The organism is Streptosporangium sp. NPDC000396, assembly GCF_042898655.1.
In the GTDB taxonomy this organism is placed as follows: domain Bacteria; phylum Actinomycetota; class Actinomycetes; order Streptosporangiales; family Streptosporangiaceae; genus Streptosporangium.
Map to the genome: position 1 here is coordinate 294,660 of NZ_JBIAZA010000002.1, position 13,649 is coordinate 308,308.

The following is a 13,649-nucleotide window of genomic DNA, read 5'->3' on the forward strand; positions in this document are numbered from 1 at the left end:
CTGAGAGGAGAACGCAGCATGTCGCTGACCGTTTCAAACGATCTTCTCGATCAGGCGAAAGCCGGTGAGGTGGACGACGCGGCATTCGTCGCCTGCGTACGCGACTCCCTGCCCTACGCCTGGTCGGTGATCAGCGAGCTGGTCCAGCAGCGTGACCGCACCGGCGCCGAATTCGCCGACAACACCGTTCCCCCGCCGGACGAGGCCGCCCGCGGCCAGCTCCTGCGCTGTCTCGCCAGCGACGCCATGCGCGGCGCCCTGGAACGTCATTTCGGGGTCAGGCTGGCCTTCCAGAACTGCCACCGGGTCGCGGTCTTCGACCCGTCGGCCACCAAGGCCCACGCGGAGTTCGTCACCGCCAGGTCCCAGATCCTCAACCAGAAACCCGAGCTGGTCGACTGCTAACGGACTCGGGGCAGCACGTCGGCTCCGAGCCGCCTGATGTTGTCGAGGGTGCGGGCCCGATCGCCCGCACCCTCGACCATGAGGATCAGGTGCCGCAGTCCGGTGGCCTCTGCCGTCCGCCTGATCTTCTCGACGCAGCGATCGGGCGAGCCGACCGGATGCGTGTCACAGAGGAAATCCACATATCGCGAAATGTCGCGCTCTGACCGCGCGCGGCCGTCCACCGGCACGTAGCCCGCAAGCCCCGGCTCCAGCCACCTCGGCATGGCCCGCCTCAGCTCCCGTACGGCCTCGGCCGTCGAGTCGCCCACGTGACCGACGGCGGCCGCGACATGAGTGAGAGGGGACGACCACTCCGTCCCCACCTCTCTCCAGCCATCTGACCCCCCACCCTGACTCCCTGTCCCGCCTCCCCGCCTGACCGGTTCCCCACAGCTCCCCGACTTCCCACCCTCCCGCACGGCCAGTTTCGTGTAGCTCCTCAGCATGGAGGCCTTCTCCTCGTCTCCGATGTGCATGCCCAGCAGCATCGGCAGCCCGCGTTCGGCGGCGAGCGCCACGGTCTCGGCCGAGGTGCACGCGACGACCGGCCGGAGCCGGGCCGCCGGGACCATCGGCACCCGCCTGAACCGGAAGAACTCCCCCTCGGCGGAGATCGTGTCGCGCGTGAGCGCCGCGCACAGCAGGTCGAGCGACTCGCCGAAACCGCGTTCGAACCTCGCCAGCCCCGTCCCGAACACCTCCAGATCCACCCATGGCCCGCCCCTGCCCACCCCGAGCACGAACCGCCCGCCCGAGACCTGGTCGAGGATCGCCGCCTGCTCCGCCAGGTCGACCGGGTGCCGTGTGGACAGCACGCTCACCGCCGTCCCGATCCGGATCCTGGTCGTACGGCCCAGCGCCACCCCGGCCAGCGTCGCCGCCGACGGGCACACGCCGTACGACATGAAATGGTGTTCGGCGATCCACGCGTCGTCGAACCCCGCCTCCTCGGCGGCCACGATCGCCTCCACCGTGTCGCGCAGCACCTCCCCCGGCTCCCGCCCCGGAAATCCCGCCGCAACCAGAAAGACACCGATACGCATAGTGAGTACCTTGATACGGTGCGAGTGAACCGGAAAGGTCAGATCACCATTCCAGCCAGGCTTCGCAGGAAGCAGGCGTTCGATCTTCTCCGGCTGATCAATCCCGACATCGCCGAAGAGCTCGAACGACCTGACAGCTCGGCGGGCGGATGACCCTCTATCCGAACAGATCCAGCTGTCCCTCGCCGGCCAGGGGGTTGCGGTGTTTCTTGAGGTGGCGCCATTGGGGCAGGTCGTCCAGGTAGGACCACGACAGGCGATGGTGCTCCGTCGGCCCGAGCGAGGCCAGGGCCTGCTGGTGGGCCGGAGAGGGATAGCCCGCGTTGTCGGCGAAGCCGTACTCCTCGAAGCCGAGTGAGGCCATGTAGCCGTCGCGGCGGACCTTGGCGATCACCGAGGCGGCGGCCACGGAGACGCAGGACAGGTCGGCCTTGATCTCGCACCGGACCGGCCACGGCGCGCCCAGGTAGTCGTGCTTGCCGTCGAGGATGACCGCGTCGGGTCTCACCGGCAGTTCCGCCAGCGCCCGTCTGGCCGCCCGGCGCAGGGCCTCGGTCATGCCGAGCGAGTCGATCTCCTCGTGTGACGCCTCGCCGTACCCGATCCCGGCCGCCCACTCGGTGATCTCGGCGAACATGGCGGCGCGGCGAGCGGGACCGAGCATCTTGGAGTCGGTCAGTCCCGCGGGCGGCTCGGACAGATCCGTGACCACCGCGCAGACCGCCACCGGCCCCGCCCAGGCTCCTCGCCCGACCTCGTCCACCCCGGCGACCAGCTTCGACCCGCCGACCGACAGCAACCGCTCAAGCTCATAGGAGGGAGACACGCTCCGACGTTACCGGGCGGCGAGCTCCACCGCGTCGAGGTCGGCGGCGATGAGGCGGGCGGCGACGTGGACGGCTCGCAGGGTGACGGAGACGGCGGGACGGTGGACGCTGGAGGCGCGGGCGACGGCGTGGACGTCACGGCCGACCGGGGGCCCGGGAAACTCGCGGACGACGATGCCGCGGACTCCGGAGGCCAGGGCCAGCGCGGGAACGGCCGCGATGCCGATGCCTTTGGCCACCAGGCCGAGAATGGTGCCCAGTCCCTCGAACTCCCACGGCACCGGCTGGGCGCCACCGACGTCGGCCAGCAGGCGGTCCACGGCCAGGCGGGAGGGCTCGCCGTCCGGGGTGGCCATCCACGGCTCGTCACGAAGCTCCCGCAGGTTCACGGGCTCGTCCAGGTCGGCGAGCCGGTGCCTGCGCGGCACCACGAGCACCAGCGGGTCGTGCAGCAGCGGGAAAACCCGCATCGTGTCCGACTCGCGCACCCGGCCGTACCAGTCGTCCACCAGAGCGATGTCCACCTCGCCCGACTGGACCTCGCGCATCCCCCGCCCGGAGCGTCCCTGCCCCATCCGCAGGGTCAGCTCGGTGTGGCGGCGCAGCGAGCGCGCCAGGGCCGGCGCGAAGGCCACCGCGGCGGTGGGGAAGGCGGTGACGGTGACCCTGCCCGAGGGGATCACCGCTTGGGCGGACAAGTCCGACTCTGCGGCCTCCACCATCGACAGGATGCGTTCGGCGTGCTCGACCAGGCGGCGTCCGGCGTCGGTCAGCTCGGCGCTGCGGGCGGTCCGGTCGAGCAGCACGGCCCCGGCCTCGCGTTCCAGAGCGGCCAGTTGCTGCGAGACCGCCGACGGAGTGTAGCCCAGGGAGAGGGCGGTCGCCGCGATGCTTCCACGCCGCGCAAATTCGCAGATCAGGGCTAAACGCCGCAAATCGAGCATCAGACTTCCTTATGCCTACCCACAACAACCGAAGCTTGTCCTGATGCCTACACCCCACCAGGCTTGGGAACGTTCCGCAATGACCGGGAAGGACCCCCATGAACGTGACGCTCTCCGCCACGCTGGCGGCCAACGAGGACATCGAGCGAAGACGGCGCGCCGGTGAGCGCGTGCTGCACCTGGCCTTCGGCGAGGCCGGGCTGCCCGTTCATCCGGCACTGTGCGAGCGGCTGGCCGCCGCGTCCGGGCACAACGGTTACGGACCGGTCGCCGGGGCGGCCACGCTGCGTGAGGCGGCGGCCGGATACTGGCGGCGGCGAGGCCTGCCCACCGACCCCGAGCTGGTGGTCTGCGGCCCCGGCAGCAAGCCCCTGCTGTACGGCCTGCTGCTCGCGATCGGCGGCGACATCGTGCTGCCGATGCCGAGCTGGGTCAGCTACGCCGCCCAGGCGGATCTTGTCGGGGCGCGTCCCCTGTTCGTTCCGGCGCCCCCCGGCGAGGGAGGGGTGCCGGACCCCGAACGTGTCGCCTCCACGGTCCTGCACGCGCGCTCCCAGGGACGTGACGTGCGCTCACTGCTGGTCACGCTGCCCGACAACCCCAGCGGCACGCTCGCCACCGCGCACACGATCCGGCGCCTCACCGAGATCGCCCGCGACCTCGACCTCACGATCATCTCCGATGAGATCTACCGTGATCTCGTCCACGATCCCGCCACGAACTTCCTCAGCCCGGCCGACCTGGCCCCCGAGCGCACCGTGATCACCAGCGGGCTCAGCAAGAGCCTGGCCCTGGGCGGCTGGCGGATCGGCGTGGCCCGGCTCCCCTCCGCGGAACTGCGTGACCGGCTGCTGGCGGTGGCCAGCGAGATCTGGTCCAGCCCGGCCGCTCCCGTCCAGCAGGCCGCGGCCTATGCCTACACCGAGCCCGCCGAGCTCGTCGAACGGATCGACGAGAGCCGGCGGCTGCACGCCACGGTGGCGCGTGCCGTGTACGAACGGTTCGTCCTGGCGGGCGTGCGGGTGGACGCGCCGCAAGGCGGCTTCTACCTCTATCCCGACTTCACCGGACTGGACTTCGCGACCTCGGCCGAGCTGACCGCGAACCTGCTCGACGAGCACGGCGTCGGGGTGCTTCCGGGCCACGCCTTCGGCGACGACCCCAGGGCCCTGCGAGTGCGGGTGGCGACCAGCCTCCTGTACGGCGAGACGACGGAGCAGCGGCTGGCCGCGCTGAGCGCTCCCGACCCGCTCGAACTGCCCTGGATCTCTGCCTCTCTGGACCACCTGAATGAGGCTTTGACCGGCCTCAACGCCCTGCGGCGGGCGCCGGCCAGGCACAGACTCGCCCCCTTGGTTCCGGCCCCGGCGGCGAGGTGATCACTGACAGACGTCACTTGGAGGAAAATTTACTCAGGCGCCAGGAGCGCCTGAGATAGTATCCGCATGCTCTGACCTGGGCTTTTACCCATCAGGCAGCGAGAAGGCGAGCACTTTTCTGGATGCTCACCAAGATGTCTCGTGTCATTTGGCACCAGGCATGTCAGTGAGCCCCCATCATGTGCTCATGCCCGCTTTTGTCACCCTGTCCGGGCGCTCCGTGCGCCTGGAACCGCTCAGCCTCGCGGTGGTCGACGACCTCGTCGCCGCGGCGAGTGAAGACCGTTCTACTTACGCCTTCACTCGCGTTCCCCATGGCCGGGGCGAGATGGTCTCCTACGTGGAGGCCACTCTGGCTGAGCAGGCGGAGGGCCGCACGATGCCCTTCGCCATCCGGTGGCTACACACCGACCGCATTGTCGGTGCCACCCGTCTCATGAACCTGGAGTACTGGCAGGGTCCCATGCCCTGGCCGCCGGGTGCACAGGGAGCGGTGGGCGAGGTCCCGTCCGTGGCCGACATCGGTTACACCTGGCTGGCCGCTTCGGCCCAGGGCACGGGTGTCAACCGGGAGAGCAAGTATCTGATGCTCTCGCTCGCCTTCGAGACCTGGCAGGTCCACCGCATCACGCTCAAAGCCGATGTACGTAACGTACGATCCCGGGCCGCCATCGAGGCCCTCGGCGCACAACTCGACGGTGTGCGACGGGCGGAGACCCGAGGCGCCGATGACACGGTCCGAGATACCGCGTACTACTCGATCCTGAGTTCCGAATGGCCGCTGGTCCGAGAACGGCTCCATGCGCGGCTCGGCTGGGTCGAGGCAGCGTAGAGGCACCCCGTCACTTCGATGACTTTTGGAACAAAAGGCCCGCCCGAGGCTTCGGGCGGGCCTGATGTTCATCCGGCGGCTGATTACCGCCTCTCTTGTCACCGCTCCTCGGCTGATAACTACTCCTCGTCGTCGCCGTCGATCTCGTAGATGTAGTTCCACTTGCCGCACAGCTTCTTCTTGCCCTGGTTCTCGTCCCAGTAGCAGACCCGGACCTGGACGTTGTCGACGTCCTGCTGCGCGAAGTGGAAGTACTTGTAGCCGCTGGAGCCGCACTTCTTGGCCCAGTAGGTGGACTCGTCGCCGTCGGCGTTCTCGAACTTCACCTGGACGTAGCCGCAGAGCCAGTACGGCGAGTACTTGTCGTAGAGCCTGCCGTCGACGTGGATCCTGTCGGCGTCGTCGCTCCACACGTGCCCCTTCGCCCTGGCGCGGGAGTCGTTGTAGTACTTGGAGTAGTAGGAGCCCCAGTAGTCGTCGTAGTCACTGGCGGTCGAGCTCGCCGTGAGCGTGGCGGCCGAGGCCGAAGAGGTCAGGGCCGGGGCGCCGACCGCGATGACGGCGGTGGCTGCGGCGAGGCCCAGGATGTTGCGGATCGTGTGGCGCATGGTGGTTCTCCTTGAGGGTGGGGACGACTCCTGTCTTTTGCCGGGGAGTCATGGCTCATTGATAGGACGAGCCACCTGCACCGCGCTTACAACCCCTTTACCAACGCCTGCAATTGGCTGACATGTCGGGCATGACCGCCCCCGTATGGCGCCATGCCCGACATGCCTCAGCATCACGGTCACAGCTCAACACCCGATTAACGACCGATCAACGCCTCGGTTAACGGGCAGGCCGTCACCTTTGGAGTAAGCATTGAAGGATCTATTATTTGGCCATAAAACTTTCCGTTAGGGCGGAGATCCAGGAAATGGCTGTTCAGGGCAGCGAAGAGGGGCTGCGCTTCGCCGTGCTCGGCCATATCCAGGCTTGGCGTGAGGGCATCGAGCTCGATCTGGGCACACCACTGCAACGTTCCATTCTGGCGATGTTGCTCCTGCGCGAGAGCCGGGCGGTGACCCCGACCGAGATGATCGACGCGGTCTGGGGTGAGGACGCCCCGCCCCGCGCGCTCGGAGCGCTGCGCACCTACGTCTCCCGGCTGCGCGCCGTACTGGAGCCCGACAGGTCCCCGCGCACCCGCCCCGAGCTGCTCACCTCGGTGGGCCGGGGTTACGCGTTACGCCTGAACGGCGGCATCCTCGACCTGCATCTGTTCGAGCGAGGCGTCCAGGAGGCCGAGACCGCCCGGCGTTCCGGCGACCTTGACCGCGCGGCCGCCAGCCTGCGCGCGAGTCTGGCGCTGTGCACCGGAGAACCGCTGGCCGGGGCCGTCGGGCCCTACGCCGAGCATCAGCGCGACCGGCTCGCCGAGCGCCGGATGAGCGTGCTGGAAACCCTGATGGACCTGGATCTGGAGCTGGGCCGGCACGCCGACATCGTCTCCGAGCTGATCGCGCTGACCGCCGACCACCCGCTCCGCGAGCGGCTCCGCGCCCAGTTGATGCTGGCCTACTACCGGTGCGGCCGGCAGGCGGACGCCCTCGCGGTCTTCACCGACACCCGTGAGGCGTTGATCGACGAGCTCGGCATCGAGCCGGGTCCCGGCCTGACCGCCCTGCACCAGCGCATTCTCACCGGCGACCCGAGCCTCGCCGCCACCTCCGTGCCCGTCACCGTCGCCGCCGACCCGGTACGGCCCGCGCCCGCCGAATCCCAGAAACCGGCCGGTGAGGCGGAGGGCGCCGAGCCCTGGAGTCACGAGCTGCCACGCCCTGCGCAGCTCCCCGCGGCGGTGAACGACTTCACCGGCCGGCGCCAGATCATCGCCCGGCTGCGCACCCTGCTGTCCGCCCAGGCCGGTGCCGACGGCATGCCGGTGGCCGCCATCTCGGGCATCGGCGGCGTCGGCAAGACGACGCTCGCGGTGCACGTCGCCCACGCCATGCAGGACCTGTTCCCCGACGGCCAGCTCTACGCCGACTTGCGCGGATACGGTGAGGAGCCGACCGCGCCCGAGTCCGTGCTGGCGGCGTTCCTGCGCGGACTCGGCCTGCCCGCCGACGTCATCCCGGACGGCCTGGCCGAGCGGTCCGCGCTGTTCCGCTCGCTCCTGGCCGATCGGCGGATGATGGTGCTGCTCGACAACGCCAGGGACGCCGCCCAGGTCAGCCACCTGCTGCCCGGCTCGACCGGCTGCGCGGCGATCGTGACCAGCCGCGGCAAGCTCGCCGATCTGGCGGCGGCCCGGCTGTTCGACCTGGACGTCATGGAACCGGACGAGGCGCTGACGCTGTTCGGCACCATCGTCGGCGCCGATCGGGTGGCGGCGGAACGCGCCGTGGCCATGGACGTCGTCGCCGCCTGCGGCTTCCTGCCTCTCGCGGTGCGGATCGTGGCGGCCCGCCTGGCCTCCCGGCCCTCCTGGACGGTCGCCTCGCTGGTGCTCCGGCTGGCCGACGAGCGCCGTCGCCTGGACGAGATGCGCGTGGGAAACCTCGCGGTGGAGGCGACCTTCGCCCTCGGTTACGGCCAGCTCAGCCCCGCCCAGGCCCGGGCGTTCCGGCTGCTCTCCCTGCCTGGCGGCCCGGACATCTCGATCGGAGCCGCCGCCGCGGTGCTCGCGCTGAGCCCGATGGACACCGAGGACATCCTGGAGTCCCTGGTGGACGCCAGTCTTCTGGAGGCGCCCACACCGGGCCGCTACCGCTTCCACGACCTGCTCAGGCTTTTCGCCCGCCGTACGGCGGAGCGGATCGAAGAGGGCGCGATCACCGACGGGGAGAGCGGGCCCGCGCTGCGCCGGCTGCTCGACTTCTACCTGGCCTCCGCTCGATCGGCGCACCGGCTTGCCTACGAGGGCAGCATGGTCGCCGACCGGCTCGTGGTGACCGGGTCAGGTCACACGTTCGTCTCCGCCGACGAGGCCGTGGCGTGGCTCTCGGTCGAGGCCGAGTCGATGTTCGCGTCGATCGCCCGGGTGACCGGCGCGCAGGAGGCCGAGGCGCTGCTGCCCGGGGCCGATCTGCTGCTGGCCATGGAGCCGTTGCTGGAGTCGGGCAGCCACACCCATGAGTTCGACCAGCGCACCCGGGCGATGCTCGCCGTCGCCCGGCGGCTCGGCGCCACCTCCAGCGAGCTGCGCTGCCATTACGTGCTCGGCCGGGTGCTGTTCGGCGCCAACCGGCTGGCCGAGGCGGAAGGCGAGTTCCGGACCTGCCTGGACCTGGCCGCCAGGGGCGACCGGATCGTCGCCGGTGAGGCGATGAACGCGCTGGCCGTCGTGGCCGGGCGCCAGCGCCGCCACCTGGAGGCGCTGGCCTGGTTCGACGCGGCGCGCAAGGAGTTCAGGGAGGTCGGCGCGGCGGGCGGGGAGGCTCTGACGCTCAGCTACTCCGCCCGCGACCATCTGTTCCTGGGCCAGCCGGAGGAGGCGATCGCCGCCGCCGAGCAGGGGCTGGCCCGCTTCATCGAGATCGGCTCCAGCGCGGGCACCGCCCGGGCCCGCTATCACCTGGGCATGGTGCTGTCCCGGGTCGGGCGGCTCAACGAGGCGGTTCATCACCACGCCGAGTGCCTGGCCTTCTTCCGGGCCAGCAAGCAGCGGGTGTGGGAACAGCGGGTCTGCTCCCGGCTGGCCGAGACGCTGATCGCCGCCGGCCGGTTCTCCGAGGCGACCCGCCATGCGGAACAGGCCCTGACGGTGAGCCGCGAGATCGGTCATCCGTACGGCGAGGCGTTGTCCCTGTGGGTTCTAGGCAGGGCGCTCGCCGGTCTCGGCAGCACCGGGCGCAGCCGCGACTGCCTCCAGCGGGCCTATGACATCTTCGTCAGGCTCGGCGCACCCGAGGCCGCTGACCTGCGCGTCCTGCTCGACAGCATCGACGCCGGCCATAACGGCGCCGACCGTGACCGCATCGGCAACTGACCCGAACCCGTCGTACAGATCGTCGTCGAGGCGCGTCATCCAAACGTGGTTGATCACCGGGTTTCCCGTCTGCCTGGAACCTGGAAGTCGGCTGTGGGGCGCCCGGCCGGCCGTCGGGCCACGGGGTGACGCGTAGGGGGCCCGGTTATCCGGTTGCGTCACCCGATGGCCGGCCGCCTCACATTGACGGCCGGCCGGACTCGACACGGCTCCTTACCCCCCCGGTTCCGTGCCCACAGCCACAGCTTCCCCTCCGGCGTTCAACATCGGATCAACAACCGATCGGCAGTCATATCCACAGCCTGTGGACAGTCATCCTGTGGATATGTGGAAAAACCCTTCGGCAATCAGTGGACGGAGCACGTCCGGGGCCTTCGACCGCAGGTCATCTGGGTTTTCCCCGGTAAGCTCCGCGATCGCGGCGAGCAGCGGATCCAGTGGATACTCGCCGTCGCAGACCCCGGCGAGAGCCGCTTCCACGGTCCCCACCTGTGCGCTGCGGCGCAGCCCCCGCGTCTGCCGGAGCACGATCCTGGCCGGATCCTCGGCACCGGGCGGACCGATCCGCTCCTCAAGCACACCGTCGGCCACCGCGAGCCGGGCCCCCAGCAGTTCCGCGCCGGCCAGCCGGTGCGCTCCGGTGATCGAGCCGAGCACCTCGTCCACATAGGCGCCGACCGGGAGCTCCACCCGCTGGCCGAGCTCCTCCACCCGCACGACCGGGTCGAGGCTGCCGGAGTCGTGCAGGGTGATCCAGCCGAAGCCGATCCCGGTCACGTTCATGGACTCGAACCACCCGAGCCAGTCGTCGTAGAGCTCGCGATAGCGAGAGGTGCCCTGTTCCGCGGCGTCCCTCAGCCACAGCTCCACATATTCGGCCGGGTCCTGGACGTCCCGCTGCACCACCCAGCCGTCGCACCCGGTCCCGGTCAGCCACCCGCCCACCCGGTCTCGCCAGTCCTCGCCGTCGACGTGCAGCCAGTTGGCCAGGAGCTGGCAGGTGCCGCCGGGGGCGAGGAAGCGGGGGGCCAGCCGTACGAGGTCGCGGCAGAAACCGTCGGCCTGGAAACCGGATTCCCGGTAGGTGAACCGGCCGGCGGGAGAGATCACGAACGGCGGGTTGGAGACGATCAGGTCGAAGCGTTCGTCCGGGATCGGGTCGAACAGGGAGCCCTCCCGAGCGTCCACCCCCTCGATCCCGGACAGCGCCCAGCTCAGCCGGGCAAGCTCCAGCGCGCGGGGGTTGACGTCGGTCGCCACGATCTCCTGGGCCCTGTCCGCCAGGTGCAGCACCTGAACGCCGCACCCGGTGCCGAGGTCCAGGGCACGCTCCACCGGGCGGCGGGACACCAGCTGGGCCAGGTTCGCCGAGGCGCCTCCCGCACCGACGACGTGGTCCTCGCGAAGCGCCGGGTCACCGGGCCTGACCTTACGGTCGGAGACGACGTAACCGCCCGTCTCCCACGGCTGCAGGTGGACCCTGGAGGTGATCCGGTCCCCCTCGACGGCCACCAGGCCCGCGGCGGCCAGTTCGGCGACCGGGAGGTCCGGGGGCGCCTCCACCGGGACGCCGAGCCACCACAGCCGGATCAGCGTGCCGAGCAGGTCACCTTCGCGGGTGGCGCGAAGCGCGGGCACCGTTTCCTCACGGGACAGCGCGGTGGCGGCGACCTCGCCGAGGCGCTCGCGGACACCGTCGATGGTGTAGCCGGTGTCGAGCAGCAGTTCTCTGAGCCGGCCAAGCAGATCGTTCACCCGGCCATCCTCGCATCACTGACCTCGCCCCACTGGTCGCCGCAGGAGCCGGCATCTCGCCCGTGCCCCGGGTCTCCCTCGACCCGTCCGTCCCCGCGGCAATCCACGAGTATGCGCAGGTCGCGTAGGGCGGTCGAATTTCTGGCACGCACAGGAGCGCAAGGGTTCCTGGGCGCTCCAGCGGTCTCCAAGCCGGATGCCAGTGGGCTAGAGGACACTTCGGGGTTCGTGAAGTTCAGTCGGTCGAGAGTCCAGATCAAACTCCAGAACGCTTTGCCCGAATGCGGTGCCGCCTGCCTCGCCATGGTCCTGGGCGCGCACGGGCACCACACCACCGTCCGCGCGCTCTCCGACGAGCTAGGCGTCGGGCGCGACGGTACGACCGCGTTGAGCCTGATCCGCGCCGCCCGCCGTCGAGGCCTCACCGCGCGGGCGTTTTCCATCCCCGCCTCCGAGCTCCCGCACGTCCCTCTTCCCGCGGTCGCGCATTGGCGGTCCCATCACTTCGTCGTTGTGGAGGGGTATCGCCGAGGCCAGGTCGAGATCGTAGATCCGGGCGCGGGCCGTCACCGAGTGAGCGAGGAGGAGTTCGCCGCGTCCTTCAGCGGGGTGGTGTTGGTCTTCGAGCCCGGGCCGGACTTTTCCCGAGGGCGCTTCGGCGATGGGCATGGCCACTGGTGGGCCGGGTTCGCCCGTGCGGCCTTCGCCGCCCGGCGCGGCCTGATCGCGCTGCTGTTCCTGCTTGGTGTCATCCTGCAGGGTTTCGGGCTTCTGCTTCCCGCCCTGACCGGGGTGATCGTGGACCGAGTGGTGCTCTCAGCCGAGGGGGAATTGGTCACCGTGCTCGGGCTGGGCGTGCTGACCGCGTTCGCTGCGCACGCGGCCTTGGGGGCACTGCGCGCGTGCGCACTCGCGTCCCTGCGGGTCAGGGCCGATGCCGACCTGCTGGAGACCACGGGGACGCGGCTGTTGGCGGCGCCGTATCGGTTCTTCGCCCTGCGCGGCTCGGTGGATCTGTCCAACCGGGTCATGGGCACCGTGCTGATCAGAGAGGTCCTCACCAGCCAGGCGCTTCTCGCCCTGTTCGACGGCCCGCTGGCGCTGGGCTACCTGGCCATGATCACAGCGCGAAGCCCGCTGATCAGCGCCTGCTTGCTGGCGTTCGTGCTGGCACAGATCGGCCTGCTGCTGGCCACCCGGCGGCATGTCGGCGACTTGGCCCACCGCGAGACGACCACCCGCAGCGACGTCCAGAGCCAGCTCGTGGAGGCCGTGCGCGGCATTGAGAGCGTCAAGGCGTCGGGCTCCGAGTCGCGCGTCCGGCACCGGTGGACGGAACTGCTGGCCACGCACACGGAGCACTCTTGGCGCAGCGGCCGGGCACAGGGCGTGCAGCAGGCGGCCCTCGACACCCTGCGGTTCACCGCCCCGCTGGTTCTGGTCTGGGTTGGAGCCCGGCAGGTCGTCTCGGGAGAGCTCTCTCTGGGCGAGATGCTCGCTTTGCAGGCGCTGGCCGCCGTGGCGTTGTCGCTGCTGACCACGCTCATTGGTGGTCTCCGGTCGCTTCAGGTGGTCAGGCCGTACGCCGAGCGCCTGACCGATGTCTGGCAGGTGGAAGCCGAGCCTGTCCCGATCGACGCGGTGACCATGCCCCTGGCCGGCGGCATCAGTCTGGACGGGGTCGGTTTCCGCTATGCGGTTGAGGGGCCGTGGGTCGTGCGGGGTGTCAGCTTGGAGGTGACCCCCGGGCAGAAGATTGCCCTGGTGGGGCGATCGGGATCGGGCAAGAGCACCCTCGCCCGGTTACTGCTCGGGCTTTTCTCCCCGGATGAGGGTGAGATCCGGTACGACGGGGTGCCTGCCTCTCGTTTCGACCCCAGCGCGCTCCGCCGCCAGTTCGGGGTGGTTCCGCAGGAGCCCGTGCTGTTCACCGGGACGATCGCCGAGAACATCGCGCTCAACGCCCCCGACGCCTCGGCCGAGGAGGTGGCTGAGGCGGCTCGGCTGGCTTGTGTACACGAGGAGATCGTGGCCATGCCGATGGGATACCACACCCGGCTGGCCGAAGGCAGCGGCCTGTCCGGTGGGCAGCGCCAGCGCATCGCTCTGGCCAGGGCGCTGCTTTCCCGGCCGAGGCTCTTGCTCCTGGATGAGGCCACCAGCCACCTGGACACGACGACCGAGGCGGCGATCGAGGCGAACCTGGCGCGGCTCGACCAGACGCGCGTCGTCATCGCCCACCGACTGAGCACCGTGCGGGATGCCGACCTGATCCTCGTACTGGACAGGGGCCGCGTCGTGGAGGCGGGCACCCACGAGAAGCTGCTGCGCGCGGGCGGGCCGTACGCCCGGCTGGCGGGTCCGCAAGACGTTTCACCGGACGCAAGTGATCCACAAGCCTAGACACAAGTGATCCACAAGCCGGGTGGCGCAGTGTGGATCGCGAGAG

General features: G+C 69.9%; 11 protein-coding genes. 6 read left to right on the forward strand and 5 right to left on the reverse strand.

Features of this window, described 5'->3' with window-relative positions; translation table 11 throughout:
- Positions 1 to 18 precede the first annotated feature (18 nt).
- Positions 19 to 405, forward strand: coding sequence for an SCO5389 family protein (locus ACFY2X_RS03795; RefSeq protein WP_389931849.1), 387 nt, complete (start codon positions 19 to 21; stop codon positions 403 to 405).
- On the opposite strand, the gene ACFY2X_RS03800 is transcribed toward ACFY2X_RS03795, so the two are convergent.
- Positions 402 to 1,490: an LLM class flavin-dependent oxidoreductase gene (locus ACFY2X_RS03800; protein ID WP_389931852.1), complete on the reverse strand. Its 1,089-nt coding sequence runs from the start codon at positions 1,488 to 1,490 to the stop codon at positions 402 to 404. The two genes, ACFY2X_RS03795 and ACFY2X_RS03800, sit on opposite strands and share 4 nt — an antisense overlap.
- 18 nt (positions 1,491 to 1,508) lie before the next feature.
- On the opposite strand from ACFY2X_RS03800, the gene ACFY2X_RS03805 reads away from it, so the two are divergent.
- Positions 1,509 to 1,643 carry a hypothetical protein gene (locus tag ACFY2X_RS03805; protein WP_389931854.1) on the forward strand — a complete coding sequence of 45 codons (135 nt, stop codon included), beginning with the start codon at positions 1,509 to 1,511 and terminating at the stop codon, positions 1,641 to 1,643.
- Positions 1,644 to 1,647: 4 nt separating this feature from the next.
- Here ACFY2X_RS03805 and ACFY2X_RS03810 read toward each other — a convergent pair whose 3' ends face one another.
- Together ACFY2X_RS03810 and ACFY2X_RS03815 are read right to left on the reverse strand one after the other, a co-directional pair.
- Positions 1,648 to 2,316: a ribonuclease HII gene (locus ACFY2X_RS03810; RefSeq protein WP_389931856.1), complete on the reverse strand. Its 669-nt coding sequence runs from the start codon at positions 2,314 to 2,316 to the stop codon at positions 1,648 to 1,650.
- Positions 2,317 to 2,325: 9 nt separating this feature from the next.
- The gene (locus tag ACFY2X_RS03815; protein WP_389931858.1) at positions 2,326 to 3,261 is read right to left on the reverse strand and encodes a LysR family transcriptional regulator; all 936 of its coding nucleotides are present in this window, start codon (positions 3,259 to 3,261) and stop codon (positions 2,326 to 2,328) included.
- Positions 3,262 to 3,359: 98 nt separating this feature from the next.
- On the opposite strand from ACFY2X_RS03815, the gene ACFY2X_RS03820 reads away from it, so the two are divergent.
- A complete protein-coding gene (locus tag ACFY2X_RS03820; RefSeq protein ID WP_389931860.1) occupies positions 3,360 to 4,640 on the forward strand; it encodes a pyridoxal phosphate-dependent aminotransferase in 1,281 nt (426 codons plus the stop codon).
- 187 nt (positions 4,641 to 4,827) lie between these two features.
- A complete protein-coding gene (locus ACFY2X_RS03825) occupies positions 4,828 to 5,472 on the forward strand; it encodes a GNAT family N-acetyltransferase (protein ID WP_389931862.1) in 645 nt (214 codons plus the stop codon).
- Between the two features lie 119 nt (positions 5,473 to 5,591).
- On the opposite strand, the gene ACFY2X_RS03830 is transcribed toward ACFY2X_RS03825, so the two are convergent.
- Positions 5,592 to 6,080 carry a hypothetical protein gene (locus tag ACFY2X_RS03830; RefSeq protein ID WP_389931863.1) on the reverse strand — a complete coding sequence of 163 codons (489 nt, stop codon included), beginning with the start codon at positions 6,078 to 6,080 and terminating at the stop codon, positions 5,592 to 5,594.
- Positions 6,081 to 6,388: 308 nt separating this feature from the next.
- On the opposite strand from ACFY2X_RS03830, the gene ACFY2X_RS03835 reads away from it, so the two are divergent.
- Complete coding sequence (locus tag ACFY2X_RS03835) at positions 6,389 to 9,445, forward strand: BTAD domain-containing putative transcriptional regulator (RefSeq protein WP_389931865.1); 3,057 nt, start codon at positions 6,389 to 6,391, stop codon at positions 9,443 to 9,445.
- Positions 9,446 to 9,757: 312 nt separating this feature from the next.
- Here the strand turns inward: ACFY2X_RS03835 and ACFY2X_RS03840 are convergent, their stop codons facing one another.
- Positions 9,758 to 11,200, reverse strand: a complete 1,443-nt coding sequence (locus ACFY2X_RS03840) for a methyltransferase (protein ID WP_389931867.1) — start codon at positions 11,198 to 11,200, stop codon at positions 9,758 to 9,760.
- A 228-nt stretch (positions 11,201 to 11,428) separates the two neighbouring features.
- Here ACFY2X_RS03840 and ACFY2X_RS03845 point away from each other — a divergent pair, with 228 nt between their 5' ends.
- The gene (locus ACFY2X_RS03845; RefSeq protein WP_389931869.1) at positions 11,429 to 13,603 is read left to right on the forward strand and encodes a peptidase domain-containing ABC transporter; all 2,175 of its coding nucleotides are present in this window, start codon (positions 11,429 to 11,431) and stop codon (positions 13,601 to 13,603) included.
- The last annotated feature ends 46 nt before the right edge of the window (positions 13,604 to 13,649 follow it).

Coding starts and splice junctions, on each gene's coding strand:
- ACFY2X_RS03815 (WP_389931858.1), bottom strand. CDS start 3,261: ATGCTCGATTTGCGGCGTTTAGCCCTGATCTGCGAATTTGCGCGGCGT.
- ACFY2X_RS03835 (WP_389931865.1), top strand. CDS start 6,389: ATGGCTGTTCAGGGCAGCGAAGAGGGGCTGCGCTTCGCCGTGCTCGGC.
- ACFY2X_RS03830 (WP_389931863.1), bottom strand. CDS start 6,080: ATGCGCCACACGATCCGCAACATCCTGGGCCTCGCCGCAGCCACCGCC.
- ACFY2X_RS03825 (WP_389931862.1), top strand. CDS start 4,828: ATGCCCGCTTTTGTCACCCTGTCCGGGCGCTCCGTGCGCCTGGAACCG.
- ACFY2X_RS03795 (WP_389931849.1), top strand. CDS start 19: ATGTCGCTGACCGTTTCAAACGATCTTCTCGATCAGGCGAAAGCCGGT.
- ACFY2X_RS03820 (WP_389931860.1), top strand. CDS start 3,360: ATGAACGTGACGCTCTCCGCCACGCTGGCGGCCAACGAGGACATCGAG.
- ACFY2X_RS03800 (WP_389931852.1), bottom strand. CDS start 1,490: ATGCGTATCGGTGTCTTTCTGGTTGCGGCGGGATTTCCGGGGCGGGAG.